Source organism: Streptomyces sp. R41, from assembly GCF_041053055.1.
Classification (GTDB): Bacteria; Actinomycetota; Actinomycetes; order Streptomycetales; family Streptomycetaceae; genus Streptomyces.
Genome location: NZ_CP163443.1, coordinates 8256900 through 8271514, shown reverse-complemented (window position 1 = coordinate 8271514; position 14615 = coordinate 8256900). Strand labels below are relative to the sequence as shown.

Below are 14615 nucleotides of genomic sequence, written 5' to 3'. Positions count from 1 at the left end.
CCATACCGCCGCCGTGGCCGTCGCCATGGCGCGGGGCACCCGCGCACCCGAGGGGACTGCGCCCGGGACAGCGGGCGTCAGGAACTGCCCCGACTATCGACCAGCTCGCCCCCGGCGCCTAGCCCTCGGGCGATCGAACTGCCGGATCGCCCTCATCCGCCCCGTGGATGACCTGCCCGTTCACCGAGGCGGCGACCCGCGCGGCCGTCTCGCGCAGCCAGATGTGCGCGGCGTCGTGGGTGTGGACCGGATGCCACCACAGGGCCTCCTGGAGCGGTACGGCCGCATAGGGGGCCCTCATGATCCGTACGGGGGCGAGGCCGCGCAGCCGCTCGGCGAGGAGTTCCTGGATGAGGGTGATGCGGCGGGTGCCGGCCACCATGAACGGCAGCACCTGGAAGCTGTCGACGGACACCTCGACCCTCGGTTCGATGCCGAGCATGCCCAGTTGGCGGACGGCCGGAGCGTCGTACGTGCGCTGGTAGGTCACCCACGGCAGCCGCGCCAGGTCGTCCCGGGTGAGGTGATCGCCCACCTCCGGGTTGTCGTCGGCGACCAGGTAGACCCACTGGTCCTGGTAGAGCTCGGTGGCGGGGAAGTCGCTGATGATGCCGTGCGGCATGAGCAGGCCGTCGGTCGTGCTGAGCAGGGTGCCGGCCGCCTCGACGATGCCGGTCGGGGTCTGGGTGAAGCGCAGCCGGATGCCCGGCGCCTCGCGGTGGAGGCTGCGGGCGAGTTCGGCGCCGAAGACCGCGACCGCGTAGTCGGAGGCCACGATCGTGAACTCGCGGGACTCGGTGGCGGGGTCGAAGTCGGCCTGGCTGGTGAAGAGGCGTTCCAGCAGGTCGCAGGCGGTCGAGGTGCGGTCGAGGAGGACCTGGCCGAGGGCGGTCAGCTCGTAGTGGCCGCCGACGCGGGAGAGCAGGTCGTCGTCGAAGTGGCGCCGGAGCCGGGCGAGGGCGGCGCTCATCGCCGGCTGGCTGAGGCCGATCCGCTTGCCCGCGCGGGTGACGTTGCGCTCCTCCAGGAGCGCGCGCAAGGCGACGACGAGGTTGAGGTCGAGGCTGGCCAGGTTCACGGCGTGCTCCAGAACACGAGTGAGGACCATAAACGGCTTGGATGATCCTCATCCACAGAATCGATTTCCCAGATTACGAGGTGCGGGGCCAGATTAGGCACAACGCAATCAGGAGGACATCCCCGTGAAACCCGCAGCCCCTTCCGCGTCCTTCTCCGGACCCTTCGCCCTCGGCACCCTCTCCGCCCCCGACCAGGAGCTCTTCCCAGGTCTCGTGGTCCCCGAGGGCAATGTGCTGAACCTTCGTACGGCTCTCGACGAGCCCACGCTGACCACGCGCGGGATCTTCGAGCGCTGGGAGGAGACGCTCCCCCGTCTGCACGCCCTGGCAGCGGGCACGACCGGTGACTGGCGCTCGCTCGACGGCCTGCACGTGCACGCACCCGTCGAGCCCCGCCAGGTCTTCCAGTCGGGTGCCAACTACCGGCAGCACGTGATCGACCTGGAGGTCGCCCACCGCTCCCCCGACGACCCCCGCACGGTCGAAGAGGCGCGCGCGGAGATCGCCGAGATCATGGACCGGCGGGCGGAGGAGGATCTGCCCTACGTCTTCATCGGCCTGCCGAGCGCGATCACGGGCCCGTACGACGACGTCGTCCTCCCTGCCTGGGCCGAAAAGCCCGACTGGGAGCTGGAGTTGGCCGCCGTCATCGGGAGGCCGGCCTACCGGGTGTCCGTCGAGGAGGCGCTGGAGCACGTCGCCGGGTACACGATCGCCAACGACCTCACCGACCGCGCCACCGTCTTCCGCCGGGACATGCCCGCCATCGGCACCGACTGGCTGCGCAGCAAGAACGCGCGCGGCTTCACGCCGCTAGGCCCCTGGATCGTCCCGACGGAGTCGATCGCGGACCCGGGTGACCTGCGGGTCACGCTGAAGCTCAACGGCGAGACCATGCAGGACGAGTCCACCAAGGACATGATCTTCGGCATCGCGCGGTTGGTGTCGTACGCCTCGCGCACCGCGCGACTCCTCCCCGGTGACCTGGTGCTCACGGGATCCCCGGCCGGCAACGGCATGCACTGGGGACGGCTGCTGCGCGACGGCGACGTGATGGACGCCTCGATCACCGGGCTGGGCGCTCAGCGCACCCGATGTGTCGGGGAGGACGCGTGAATCGCGAGGACCCCGAGGGCGCGATCGCCGAGGCCGCCAAGTCCTGTTCCAACTGGGGACGTTGGGGCGCGGGTGACGTGCTCGGCACCCTCAACTTCCTCGACGAGGCGAAGCGCCGCGAGGGCGCGGCCCTCGTCCGGCGGGGAGTGAGCTTCTCGCTCTCGCAGCGGTTCGACATGGACGGCCCGCAGAAGGGCTGGCGGCGGCGGACGAACCCCGTGCACACCATGCTCGACACCGGCACCGACGCGGCCCTCGGCAACCAGGGCTTTCCGCACGGCATCGGCGGCGCCGACGACGTGATCACCATGCCGCTGCAGTGCTCCACCCAGTGGGACGGGCTCGGGCATATCTTCGACCACGGCAACGCCTGGAACGGCCGGCCGGCCGAGAAGGTCGTCACCTCCGAGGGCGATCTGGTCACCGGCATCGAGCACATGGCGCCGCACGTCGCGGGGCGCGGCGTGCTTCTGGATGTGGGCCAAGTGATCGGTTCCCAAGGCGAGTTGTCCGACGGCTTCGCCATCACCGAGGAGCACCTGACACGGACGGCCGCGGCCCACGGCGTGACCGTCGGCCGCGGCGACATCGTCGTCGTGCGCACCGGGCGGCTCGCCCGGGCCCGCCGCGAGGGCTGGGGCGACTACGCCGGGGGTGCCTCGCCCGGCCTGTCCTTCACCACGGCCGGCTGGCTGCACCGCACCGAGATCGCCGCGATCGCCACCGACACCTGGGGCTTCGAGGTCCGGCCGAACGAGTTCGAGCACGCCTTCCAGCCGCTGCACCAGGTCGCCATCCCCCACATCGGCCTCCTCATCGGCGAGATGTGGGACCTGGACGCGCTCGCCGCGGACTGCGCGCGCGACGGCGTGTACGAGTTCTGGCTCACCGCCGCGCCCCTGCCCATAACCGGAGCCGTCGGCTCCCCGGTCAATCCGGTCGCCGTCAAGTAACCGGCGGAACAAGGGAGTTCTCCATGACAGACACCCGCAGAGTCCTCGTCGTCGGCGGCGGCGCCTCCGGCAACGCCATCACCATCCTGCTGCGTCGCGCCGGCCTCGCCGTGGACCTGATCGAGGCCAGGCCCGACTGGAACGCCACCACCGGCTCCGGCATCACCCTCCAGGGCAACGCCCTGCGCGTCCTGCGCGAACTGGGGGTGTGGGAACAGGTCGAGGCGTCCGGATACGCCTTCGGCTCGCTGGGCGTGACCGCCCCCGACGGCAGCCTCCTGTTCGCCAACGAGGACATCCGGACCGGCGGCGAGGACCTGCCCGCCACGGTCGGCATGCAGCGCCCCCAGCTCCAGCAGATCCTCATCGACGCGGTGCGCGCCTGTGGCGCCGGCATACGCCTGGGCACCACCGCCGAGGCCCTGGAGCAGAACGCCGAGGGTGTCTGGGTGCGTTTCAGCGACGGCTCGGAGGGCCGCTACGATCTGGTGATCGGCGCCGACGGCCTCAACTCCGCGACCCGCGCGGCGATCGGCATCACCGACAAGCCCGAGCCGACCGGCATGGCCATCTGGCGCACCCCCGCCCCGCGTCCGGCGGGCGTCACGCGCACCGACCTGGCGTACGGCGGCCCGGCCTATATCGCGGGCTACTGCCCCACCAGCGAGAACACCATCTACGCTTACCTCGTCGAGGCCAACCGCGACCGCGCGTCCATCGACCCGGCCACGTACGCGGACGAGATGCGCGGGCTCGCGCAGAGCTACGGCGGCGCCTGGCCCGAGATCACCGCGAGCATCACCGACCCGGCGAAGGTCAACTACACCTGGTTCGACCGGCTGTTGGTCGAGGGCTCCTGGCACCGCGGCCGGATCGTGCTCATCGGCGACGCCGCCCACTGCTGCCCGCCCACCCTCGCGCAGGGCGCGGCCCTGTCCCTGGAGGACGCCTCCGTTCTCGCCGAGCTGCTGACCGGCGGGCGGGACTGGGACGACGAGCTGTTCCAGGCCTACTACGAGCGCCGCGTCCCACGGGTGCGGACGGTCGTCGAGGCGTCCGTGCAGCTCGGCCAGTGGCAGCTGGACGGCGTGCGTGACGCCGACGTACCCGGGCTGATCGCCCGCACGATGAACTTCCTCAAGGAAGCGCCGTGACCACCCCCACCGTCGATGTGCACGCCCACGTTCTGCTCCCCGAGGTGGAGTCCCTGGTGGCCGACCTCCCCGGACTCGCCGAGGCCAGGGCGCTCGACGCCCGCCGCAACGGCCCCGCGGCCCTCGCCGTCAGCGGCCCCATGGTGCGCGAGCGCGTCCCTCGGCTGACCGATGTCGCCGTACGCCTGGCGGCCATGGACGCGCAGGGCGTGGACGTCCAGCTGGTCAGCCCGTCCCCCTCGCACTACCACTACTGGGCGGACGAGGAGACGGCCGAGAAGGTGTACCTGCTCGCCAACGAGGCGACGGCCGCGCACTGTTCGCCGGCGCCCTGTCGCTTGAAGGGGCTCGGGCTCGTCCCCCTCCAACACCCGGAGCAGGCGGTCCGCGCGCTCGAACACGCCCTGGGACTGGGCCTGTTGGGCGTCGAGATCTCCAGCCACGCACCGGGCCGGGAACTGTCCGATCCGGCGTACGAGCCCTTCTGGTCGCGGGCCGAGGAGCTGGGCGCGATCCTCTTCCTGCACCCCTTCGGCTGCACGCTCGACGAGCGGCTGGACCAGTGGTACCTGTCCAACGTCGTCGGGCAGCCCACCGAGAACGCCGTCGCGCTCTCCCATCTGATCTTCTCCGGGGTTCTGGACCGGCATCCGGAGCTGAAGGTGATCGCCGCGCACGGGGGCGGCTACCTCCCCACCCACATCGGCCGTTCCGACCACGCCTGGTCCGCCCGGTCCGACGCCGGCGCGGGCTGTGCCCACCTTCCCAGCAGTTACCTCAAGCGCCTCTACTTCGACTCTCTCGTCCACGACCCGTACGTGCTGCGGGAGTTGATCCGTGCCGCCGGCGCCGACCGGGTGCTGCTCGGCTCCGACTTCCCCTTCGACATGGGCACCGAGGACCCGGTCGGCGCGCTGCGCACCGCGCGGCTGCCCGACGCCGACTTCCACGCCGTACGGGGCGGCAACGCCGCCGCCCTCCTCCGGAAGGACTGACCATCATGCGTCTGCTCACCCACCTGAGGCACGTCGACCTCGCCGTGCCCGACTACGACAAGCAGCTCGACTTCTACTCCGGCGTCTGGGGCCTGACCAAGGTCGCCGAGGACCCCGGCATCTCCTTCCTGGCCGCCGAGGGCTCGCCCGAGCAGTACGTCGTACGGCTGCGGAAGGCCGACGAGAAGCGGCTGGACCTCGTCTCGTACGGCGCCGCTTCAGTGGACGACGTCGACACGCTCGCCGAGCAACTCCTCGCCGGAGGCGTGCAGTTGCTCTCCCATCCGGGCAAGGTCGACACCCCCGGCGGCGGCTACGGCTTCCGCTTCTTCGATGTCGACGGCCGCACGATCGAGGTCTCGGCCGAGGTCGAGGTACGGCAGCACCGCAGGATCGAGGAGAAGGAGGCGATCCCGGTCAAGCTGTCGCACGTCGTCCTCAACTCCCCCGATCTGAACCGGACCCGGGAGTGGTACGAGCGCCACCTCGGTTTCCGCCTCTCCGACACCCTCATGCATCCGAAGATGGGCGAGGCGATGCACTTCATGCGCATCAGCAGCCAGCACCACTCCATGGCCATCGCCCAGGGCCCGCACACCGCCCTGCACCACATCTCCTTCGAGATGCGCGGCATCGACGAGTACATGCGCGGCTCCGGCCGCGTCATCCGGGCCGGCCACCAGAAGATCTGGGGTCCGGGCCGCCACCTGGCCGGCGACAACACCTTCACCTACTTCCTGGACCCGCACGGCAACACCATCGAGTACACGACAGAGTTGGAGGTCCTCGACGAGGACACCTGGCACCCGCACGTCTACGACTTCTCCCAGCCCGACGTGGCCGATCAGTGGGGCACCGCCAACCCCATGAACGAGCTGGTCGCCAAGGAGTCGTTCAACGACGTCGACCGCGGCGTGTTCGTCGCCCCGCCGGTGTGAGGGACGCATGCGCATAGCCACCTACGTCCACGAAGGCCGCCGTCTGTGTGGCGTCGTCGAGGACGCCGTCGTACGCCCCCTGCCCGACGGCACCTCACCGGTCGAGGCCCTCGGGGTGTCCCCGGTGGGCCCCGCCGTCCCCCTCGCCGACGTGCGTCTGCTGCCACCGCTGGAGCCCGGGACCGTCCGCGACTTCGTCACCTTCGAGGAGCATGTCGAAGGTGTACGACGGTCCGTGGACGGAGCCGCCGGGGTGCCCGACGCGTGGTACGACGCCCCGACCTTCTACTTCACCAATCCGTACGCGGTCGTCGGACCGTACGACGACGTGCCCGTGCCGCCCGGGGCGCAGGTCCTCGACTTCGAACTCGAAGTCGCCGCCGTCATCGGCCGCGAGGGCCGCGACCTCACCCCGGAACAGGCCCGTGATCACATCATCGGTTACACGATCTTCAACGACTGGTCCGCGCGCGACCTCCAGTCCCGTGAGATGCGGGTGGGCCTCGGCCCGTGCAAGGGCAAGGACACGGCGGCCACCCTCGGCCCGTACCTGGTCACCGCCGACGAGTTGGACGCGTACCGCGACGCCGACGGCTTCCTGCGCCTGGCACTCACCGCCGAGGTCAACGGCGAGGTCGTCGGCAAGGACCTGCTGTCCAACATGAGCTGGACCTTCGAGGAGATGGTCGCCTACGCCTCCCGGGGCACCGTCGTCCGCCCCGGCGACATCCTCGGCTCGGGCACCTGCGGCAACGGCGGCTGTCTGGCCGAGCTGTGGGGCGTACGGGGGCGGCAGGATCCGCCGCCGCTCAAGCCCGGTGACACAGTCACGCTCACCGTCGAGGGCATCGGCTCCACCTCCAACACCGTGGTGGAGGGCACCGATCCGGTGCCGCTGCCGGCCGCGCGCCGACGTACGCGGGAGCGGCCGTGAAGAGGCTCCTCGGCAAGGTCGTGGTCATCACCGGAGCCGCCCGCGGCCAGGGCGCCGCTGAGGCCGAGGCACTCACCCGGGAGGGCGCCCGGGTCATCGCCACCGACGCCGAGCCGGAGGGCGGCTGCCGCCGGCTCGACGTCACCAGTGAGGACGACTGGGCCCAACTGTCCGCCGAACTACGGGAGTCGTACGGCGCGGTGCACGGCCTGGTCAACAACGCGGGCATCACCTGGCGCGCCCGCCTCGGCGACGTACGACCCGAGGACTTCGCGCGCGTCCACGCCGTCAACGTCACCGGACCACTCCTGGGCATCCAGCATCTCGCCCCGCTGATGCCGCCCGGCTCGTCCATCGTCAACGTGGGCTCGTCCGCCGCACTCACCGGCCACTACCCGGTCGCGTACACGTCCAGCAAGTGGGCCCTGCGCGGGCTGTCGAGGACCGCCGCGACCGAACTCGGTCCGCGCGGGATCCGTGTCAACACCATCCACCCCGGCTTCATCGAGACGGAGATGACCGCCTCCGCCCACCCCGCCTTCCGCGAGACGAACCTCCACGAGACCCCGCTCGGCCGCACCGGCACGGTCGGCGAGGTCGCCCCGCTCGTGGTGTTCCTGTTGTCCGACGAGGCGTCCTTCATCACCGGCGCCGAGATCCCCGTCGACGGCGGGCTCACCGCGCACGGCGGCGTCAAGTCCATCTCCGACTCGCTGCGCAAGGCGGCGTCGTGAAACGGCTCGAGGGCAAGGTGGCCCTGATCTCCGGTACGGCCCGCGGCCAGGGCCGGGCGGCTGCCCTCCGCTTCGCGGCCGAGGGCGCGCTCGTCGTCGGCGGCGACCTGCTGCACGAGGGCGCCCTGGAAACCCAGCGCCTCGTCGCGAAGGCGGGCGGCACCGCCCTCACCCCCGGTCCGCTGGACGTCACGGACGAGCAGTCGCATCCCCGGCAAGATGATCAAAGGCATGGGCGGAGCGATGGATCTCGTCCACGGCGCCCGCCGCGTCATCGTCCTCATGGAACACACCGCCAAGGACGGCTCCGCGAAGATCCTCCGGGAGTGCACCCTTCCGCTCACCGGCGAACGCTGTGTCCACCGCGTCATCACCGACCTCGGCGTCCTCGACGTCACCCCCGACGGCCTGGCGCTGGTGGAGACCGCGCCGGGAGTGACGTACGACGAGATCACCGCGAAGACCGCCGCACCTCTGGGCGCCGACGCCGTCACCGCGGCCTGCTGACCGCCGGGAAGGGCTGACGACGCTCTCGAGGGCGGGGGCGCCCTGGAGGAGGCGTATGACGGGGACTTCGAGTTTCTTGCCCGTGCGGATGTGTGGGACGGCCGGGACTTCGAGGATCTCGTCGGGGACGTGGTGGGGTGAGGCGCCGGTGCGAATGGCGTCGCGATCGCGGAGGGCGTCGTCGGCGGCCGTTCGCCCCCGCACTGAGGTTCGATAGGATCCGCGGATCTTCGTACCGGGGAGGGATCATGGCCGAGGGCCGCAGCGCCGAAGGCACCAACAACCGCGCGGAAATCTCTGACGATGTCGTGGACGAGCAGACCGCGGTCCAGCTGGTGTACCGGCCCCAGTCTGCCGACACACTGGTTGGCCTGCGGGTCCGTGAGCGGATCAAGCGGACCGGGCTACTGCTGCGGGGCGTGTTCCTCGCACTGTGGGTAGGGACCTGGCTGGTCTCCGCCGTGAGCCGCGGGAGTGTCGACGTGGTCTCGACCGTTCTGTTCTTGTTCGTCGTCCTGGTGGTGTGGGGGTACCCGCGGCTACAGGCCGCCCACGTGCAGCGGATCATCGGATGGCAGGGCGAGTACCGCGCCACCGTGTCTCCGGCCGGGATCACCTGCCGCAGCGACCACAGCACGTTGGTCCAGAAGTGGTCCGTCTTCCAGGGCTACCGGGAGACGGCAGGTCACTTCGTCCTGCTCAGCCGGGACCCCAACATCATGTGCCTCGATGTCCTGCCCAAGCGGGGCGTGCGTGAAGCCGGGGACCTCGACCGGCTGCGGGCCCTCCTGGACCAGCACACCACTCGCGTGTGACGCACGTGTCTGGACGTTCGTGGGGTGATGGTCAGGCTCTCGGCGAGGTTGGCCGGCCCCGCTGCGGGCCTCATCGGCAGCTCGCAGACGAAGGCGGCGGAAGCATGGCGCACGATTCGGCGGCAGCGACGGGAGCAGCGCCCGGAGCCCGGCGCGGCTACGGCGCCTGGCACGCATCTCCCCGAATTGCACGCCGGCGGCGCTGCCGTGCGGACCGGTGTGCGTGGTGGCGTCGGCGAACATGCGGGGAATCGACCCATGGGCGGCGACGGCTTCGGCGAGCGATTCCAGGACGGCGAGCAGCCCGAGCAGTGTCCCGAACACGGCACCCACGTAAGGGAGTTCCGCCGCTCACCGCTGCGTTCCCCTCCAGGTTTCACGCCAAGCCGTCGCACGGTGCACACCGGTCATCATGGCAGTGGGCGCTGCTGGGGATCGTCCCTCCCGCGAGCCATGGCGCCGTCCCTCGCGCGAGGGACGGCGCCGTCCTCGGCACGGGGAAGCCTGATCGTGAAGGCCGTCGAGCCCGGGCGGCTGGTCACGTCGACGGTGCCGCCGTGCGCCCGGAGCAGTGAGCGCGCGACCGCGAGGCCGAGGCCGCTGCCGCCGCGGTCGCGGCTGCGGGCCTTGTCGACGCGGTAGAAGCGGTCGAAGACGCGTTCCTGCTCGGCGGCCGGGATGCCGGGTCCCGAGTCGGCGACGCGTATGACCGCCGCGCCGGGCGGGACGGACAGCTCCACGCTCACCTTCGTACCGGCCGGGGTGTGCACGGCGGCGTTGGTGAGCAGGTTGTCCAGCACCTGCCGGATGCGCAGGGAATCCAGCCTGAGCCGCACGGGGTCCGGGCCGATGGTCGCCGTCAGCTCGCGGTCCGGGTGACCCGCGCGGAAGGCGTCCGCCGCCTCCCGCGTCAGCTCCGCCACGTCCGCGTACTCCAGCCGCAACGGTGTCTCCACCTCGGCGGCGTCGAGGCGGGCGAGCAGCAGCAGGTCGTCGAGGAGTACGCCCATCCTGGCGGCCTCGGCCCGCAGCCGCGCCAGGTGTTTCTCGCGTTCCTCGGGCGCGTTGGCCGCCGCGTACTGGAAGAGGTCCGCGTAGCCGCGTACCGACATCAGGGGGGTGCGCAGCTCGTGCGAGGCGTCGGCGACGAACCGGCGCAGCCGCTGTTCGGCCTCCGTGCGGACGGCGAACGCGTCGTCGATGTGTTCCAGCATGGTGTTGAACGCGGTGCGCAGCTCCTCGACCTCCGGTCCGCCCTTCCCGCCCCCGGCGCGCACCGGAAGCCGCGCCGAGCCGGTGAGGTTGTGCGAGGTGATGCCGCGGGCCGTGTGCGCCATGTCGCTGAACGGCTTCAGGCCGCGCCGCAGCACCGCCCGGCCGATGACGACGAGCGCCAGCAGGGCGAGCGCGAAGGCGACGACCTGGACCGTGATCAGCTGCCGCATGGTGCCCTGCAGATCCGCCATGGGCGCCGCCGTGACCAGCACCACCCCGGGTTCGACCTCGCAGGCGCGCAGCTTGTACGTGCCCTTGCCCGCGATGTCCGCGTTGCGCAGGATGTGCTCGGAGCCGGCCGGTGGCAGCGCCTCCGCGGCGGCGGTCAGTGCGGCGGTGTCCGCCGGTACGTCGGCGGGCTTGCGGAGCACGGCGGTGCCGTCCGAGAGGTCGTACACGGCGGTGTACCAGCCGTAGTACGGCTGCCGCTGCACGGTGCTGTGCGCCTGGGCGTCCTTGGACTGGGTGACCTGGACGAGCTTCATCTGCTCGCCGAGCTGGCGGTCCAGGTAGTCCCGCATGTATGTCGTCAGCGCCGTGCCGACGACCGCGAACACGACGAGCGACAGCACGCCCATGCCCAGGGCGAGCCGGGTGCCCAGGCGCAGTCTGCGGTAGGCCCGCCAATGGCGCCCGATCACTCGGCGACCTGCCGCACCACGTATCCGATGCCCCGCACGGTGTGGATGAGCGGCTCGCCGCTGTCCTCGAGCTTGCGGCGGAGCCGGCTGACGACCAGTTCCACCACATTGGAGCGGCCGCCGAAGCCGTACTCCCAGACGTGGTCGAGGATCTGCGCCTTGGTCAGCACGGTGGGTGACCTGCGCATCAGGTAGCGCAGCACCTCGTACTCGGTGGGGGTGAGCGTGAGCAGCCGGTCGCCGCGGCGCACCTCGCGGGTGTCCTCGTCCATCGTCAGGTCCGCGACCCGGAGCACCGACCGCTGGAAGCCGGGGCCGGTGCTGCGCCGCAGCACGGTGCGCAGCCGCGCCATGAGCTCCTCCACGGCGAACGGTTTGACCAGGTAGTCGTCGCCGCCGCGGGTGAGGCCCGCGACCCGGTCGGCGACACCGTCCCGCGCGGTGAGGAACACGACGGGCACCATCGTCCCGGACTGCCGCAGCCGGTCCAGGACGGCGAATCCGTCGAGGCCGGGCAGCATCAGGTCGAGCACCACGATGTCGGGGTGGAACTCGGCGGCCCGGCGCAGCGCCTCCTCGCCGGAGTGCGCGGTGACGGCCTCCCAGCCCTCGTAGCGGGCGACCGTCGCCACGAGATCCGCGATGGGAGGGTCGTCGTCCACGACCAGAAGGCGCACTTTTTCCACCTGCTCATAGTGCTTCACGTGCCTCGGGACGCCATACCCGCGGTCGCTCCTGATCGACATCGATAAAAACTTGAAAGTTGACCGACAGGAAAACGACAGCTCCCACCGGGCAGGCTCGGTGTCCCCACACCCGAACGAGGAGCTGCCCTCCGTGACCACTGTCGAACGTGTCCAGCCGCCTCCCACGGCGGTACGTCCCAAGGTGGTGGCCCGTGCCGGCCTGTACGCCGTGCTGGCCGCGAACGCGGGCGTGGTGACCGTGTTCTTCCTCCAGGCAGGACTCGGCTCGAGCACCCTGATCGCGATCGGCCGGCTGGCCGGGCTGTACGGCGCGCTGCTGATGGCCTTCCAGTTGCTGCTGGTCGCCCGGCTGCCGTGGCTCGACCACCGGATCGGCATGGACCGGCTGACGTCCTGGCACCGCTGGGTCGGCTTCGGCCTCCTGTGGACGTTGCTGTCGCACGCGGCGTTCATCATTCTCGGCTACGCGCAGCCGGCGTCCATGTCCTTCGTGGACGAGCTGGTGGAACTGGCCACGACGGTCGAGGGCGTCCTGCGAGCCGTCGTCGCGCTGGCCCTGATCATCGTGATCGGCGCGGTGTCGGCGCGCTTCGCCCGACGCCGACTGGCGTACGAGACCTGGCATTTCATCCACCTCTACACGTATGTGGCGGTGGTGCTGGCGTTCACGCACCAGGTCGCGGTGGGCACGACCTTCACCACGTCGTCCGCCGCCACCGCCTACTGGTGGGCGCTGTGGGGAGCCGCGCTCGGCTCGGTGTTCCTGGGGCGGCTGGTGCTTCCGGTGTGGCGGAATCTGCGTCACCGGCTGCGGGTCTCGGCCGTGGTGCCGGAGTCCGACGACGTGGTGTCGATCTACATCACGGGGCGGGACCTGGACCGGCTGCCCGCGCGGGCGGGCCAGTTCTTCCTGTGGCGGTTCCTCACCAAGGACCGCTGGTGGCAGGCCAATCCGTTCTCCCTGTCGGCCGCGCCGGACGGCCGCAGTCTGCGGCTGACCGCGAAGACGGCCGGGGACGGTACCGCGGCGCTGCGCCACCTCCGGGTGGGCACGCGGGTGTTCGCCGAAGGCCCGTACGGCGCGTTCACGACCTTGCACCGGACACGCCCGGACACCCTGCTCATCGCCGGCGGTGTGGGCATCACCCCGATCCGGGCCCTGCTGGAGGAGCTGTACGGCCATGGGGTCCTCATCTACCGGGTGGCCACGGACCGCGACGCCGTACTCCTCGACGAGCTGCGGGAACTCGCGTACGCCAAGGGCGCCGAGCTGCACGTCATCACCGGTCCCGCCACGCCCGACAAGCTGGCCCCCCGGGAGCTCGCCCGGCTCGTGCCGGACGTGGCCGACCGGGACGTCTTCGTCTGCGGGCCGCCCGGCATGACCGGAGCCGTCCTGCGCACCCTGCGCGACCTGGGCGTGCCCAAGCAGCAGATACACGCCGAGCGCTTCAGCCTGGCCGGATGAGGGGGACGTCATGAAGCGAGCCATTTCTGTCGTGGTGCTGACCGTGGCGGGGCTGATCCCGCTCTGGCGGTACGAACCGTCGAGCACTACGACGACGACCACCGAGGTCGTCGCGCCGACCCCGACTCCCTCGTCGACCGCGTCGTCCTCGTCCTCGGCCTCGCCGTCCACGTCGGCCGCCGCCCCACAGGTCGTCCAGGGCTCCACCGTCAACACCTCGAAGGGCACCGTGCAGGTGGAGGTGACCTTCGAGGGCGACAAGATGAGCTCCGTACGCATGCTCCAGCAGCCGAACCACCCGCAGACCACGGCCGCCGTGCCGGTGCTGATCAAGGAGACGCTGCGGGCGCAGAGCGCCGACATCGACACGGTGTCCGGCGCCACGATCACCAGCGAGGGATACGTCCAGTCGCTTCAGGCGGCCCTCGACGCGAAGGGTTCATGAGGTGCGCCGCGTCGAACACGTCATGGGGTTCCCGGTCTCCCTCCGGATCGACGACGAACTCGTCGACGACGAGACCGCGGACCCGGTGTTCGCGTGGCTGCGCGAGGTCGACGCCCGGTTCAGCCCCTTCCTCGCGGACAGCGAGGTGTCACGCCTGGACCGGGGCGAGCTGGAGCCCGATGAGCTCAGCCGCGATCTGGTCGAAGTCCTCGGTCTGTGCGAGGAGTACCGGGTCGCGAGCCACGGCGCGTTCGACGTACGGCTGCACGGCCGCGGCCTCGACCCGTGCGCGGTGGTGAAGGGCTGGTCGGTGCAGCGGGCCGCGGAGCTGCTGGCGGCACGCGGGGTGAGGAGGTTCTGCCTCAACGCCGGTGGTGATGTGGTGACGTACGGCGGTCCCTGGCGGGTGGGCGTACGGCATCCCGAGCTGGCCGACCGGCTGTGCGCCGTGCTGGAGATCACTGACGGCGCGGTGGCGACCTCCGCGCGGTACGAACGGGGCGACCACATCCTCGACGGGCGCACCGGCCGTGCGGCGACGGGCCTGCTCAGCGTCACGGTCGTGGCGCCGTCGCTGACCGAGGCGGACGCGACGGCGACGGCGGCGTTCGCCATGGGTGCGGAGGGCGTCGAATGGGCCGCCGCGCGGGAGGGCTGCGAGGTGTTCGCCGTCGACGCCGGGCGCGGGGTGCTGCGCACCGCGGGGTTCCCCGTCGCCGGTTGACCGGCCGGCCCCACCCGCGGCCCGCACGTGCCTTGCGTCGAACCGGAATCGAAACCTGTCGGAAGCGTTGACGTGCCCCTGCCGGAAACCTATCTTCTGGTCGAAGCTCCGTACAGCGTACGAGATATCG

The 14615-nt window shown here is 71.0% G+C and carries 14 protein-coding genes and 1 pseudogene; 12 read left to right on the top strand and 3 right to left on the bottom strand.

Going from position 1 to position 14615, the window contains the following annotated elements:
- Positions 1–118: 118 nt before the first annotated feature.
- Entirely contained in the window at positions 119–1078 is a 960-nt protein-coding gene (locus tag AB5J53_RS37585; RefSeq protein WP_369250066.1) for a LysR family transcriptional regulator, read from the bottom strand.
- 124 nt (positions 1079–1202) lie between these two features.
- Here AB5J53_RS37585 and AB5J53_RS37580 point away from each other — a divergent pair, with 124 nt between their 5' ends.
- From AB5J53_RS37580 to AB5J53_RS37540, 9 genes and pseudogenes are all read left to right on the top strand, one after another.
- A complete protein-coding gene (locus AB5J53_RS37580; RefSeq protein WP_369250065.1) occupies positions 1203–2195 on the top strand; it encodes a fumarylacetoacetate hydrolase family protein in 993 nt (330 codons plus the stop codon).
- Positions 2192–3148, top strand: a complete 957-nt coding sequence (locus AB5J53_RS37575) for a cyclase family protein (RefSeq protein ID WP_369250064.1) — start codon at positions 2192–2194, stop codon at positions 3146–3148. The genes AB5J53_RS37580 and AB5J53_RS37575 overlap by 4 nt, the downstream gene beginning before the upstream one ends.
- Positions 3149–3171: 23 nt before the next feature.
- Positions 3172–4302 carry an FAD-dependent oxidoreductase gene (locus AB5J53_RS37570; RefSeq protein ID WP_369250063.1) on the top strand — a complete coding sequence of 377 codons (1131 nt, stop codon included), beginning with the start codon at positions 3172–3174 and terminating at the stop codon, positions 4300–4302.
- Positions 4299–5297 carry an amidohydrolase family protein gene (locus AB5J53_RS37565; protein WP_369250062.1) on the top strand — a complete coding sequence of 333 codons (999 nt, stop codon included), beginning with the start codon at positions 4299–4301 and terminating at the stop codon, positions 5295–5297. Before AB5J53_RS37570 ends, AB5J53_RS37565 begins: the two co-directional genes overlap by 4 nt.
- 5 nt (positions 5298–5302) lie before the next feature.
- The gene (locus AB5J53_RS37560) at positions 5303–6235 is read left to right on the top strand and encodes a VOC family protein (RefSeq protein WP_369250061.1); all 933 of its coding nucleotides are present in this window, start codon (positions 5303–5305) and stop codon (positions 6233–6235) included.
- A 7-nt stretch (positions 6236–6242) separates the two neighbouring features.
- Complete coding sequence (locus AB5J53_RS37555) at positions 6243–7169, top strand: fumarylacetoacetate hydrolase family protein (RefSeq protein ID WP_369250060.1); 927 nt, start codon at positions 6243–6245, stop codon at positions 7167–7169.
- Positions 7166–7903 carry an SDR family NAD(P)-dependent oxidoreductase gene (locus tag AB5J53_RS37550; RefSeq protein WP_369250059.1) on the top strand — a complete coding sequence of 246 codons (738 nt, stop codon included), beginning with the start codon at positions 7166–7168 and terminating at the stop codon, positions 7901–7903. Before AB5J53_RS37555 ends, AB5J53_RS37550 begins: the two co-directional genes overlap by 4 nt.
- A gap of 207 nt (positions 7904–8110) precedes the next feature.
- Positions 8111–8410 (top strand): annotated as a pseudogene (locus AB5J53_RS37545) (CoA-transferase); the annotation flags it as partial.
- A gap of 248 nt (positions 8411–8658) precedes the next feature.
- Positions 8659–9225 (top strand): YcxB family protein, encoded by a 567-nt coding sequence (locus tag AB5J53_RS37540; RefSeq protein WP_369250058.1) that lies wholly within the window; start codon positions 8659–8661, stop codon positions 9223–9225.
- Between the two features lie 410 nt (positions 9226–9635).
- On the opposite strand, the gene AB5J53_RS37535 is transcribed toward AB5J53_RS37540, so the two are convergent.
- Positions 9636–11141, bottom strand: coding sequence for an ATP-binding protein (locus AB5J53_RS37535; RefSeq protein ID WP_369250057.1), 1506 nt, complete (start codon positions 11139–11141; stop codon positions 9636–9638).
- On the bottom strand, positions 11138–11827 hold the full coding sequence (locus AB5J53_RS37530; RefSeq protein ID WP_369250056.1) for a response regulator transcription factor: 690 nt from the start codon (positions 11825–11827) through the stop codon (positions 11138–11140). Before AB5J53_RS37530 ends, AB5J53_RS37535 begins: the two co-directional genes overlap by 4 nt.
- A 151-nt stretch (positions 11828–11978) precedes the next feature.
- Between AB5J53_RS37530 and AB5J53_RS37525 the strand changes: the two genes are divergently transcribed.
- From AB5J53_RS37525 to AB5J53_RS37515, 3 genes are read left to right on the top strand one after another with little or no spacing between them, the layout of a single operon-like run.
- Positions 11979–13316 (top strand): ferric reductase-like transmembrane domain-containing protein, encoded by a 1338-nt coding sequence (locus tag AB5J53_RS37525; protein WP_369250055.1) that lies wholly within the window; start codon positions 11979–11981, stop codon positions 13314–13316.
- A 10-nt stretch (positions 13317–13326) separates the two neighbouring features.
- Positions 13327–13761: an FMN-binding protein gene (locus tag AB5J53_RS37520; RefSeq protein ID WP_369250054.1), complete on the top strand. Its 435-nt coding sequence runs from the start codon at positions 13327–13329 to the stop codon at positions 13759–13761.
- A gap of 1 nt (position 13762) precedes the next feature.
- The gene (locus tag AB5J53_RS37515) at positions 13763–14485 is read left to right on the top strand and encodes an FAD:protein FMN transferase (RefSeq protein WP_369250053.1); all 723 of its coding nucleotides are present in this window, start codon (positions 13763–13765) and stop codon (positions 14483–14485) included.
- Positions 14486–14615: the final 130 nt, after the last annotated feature.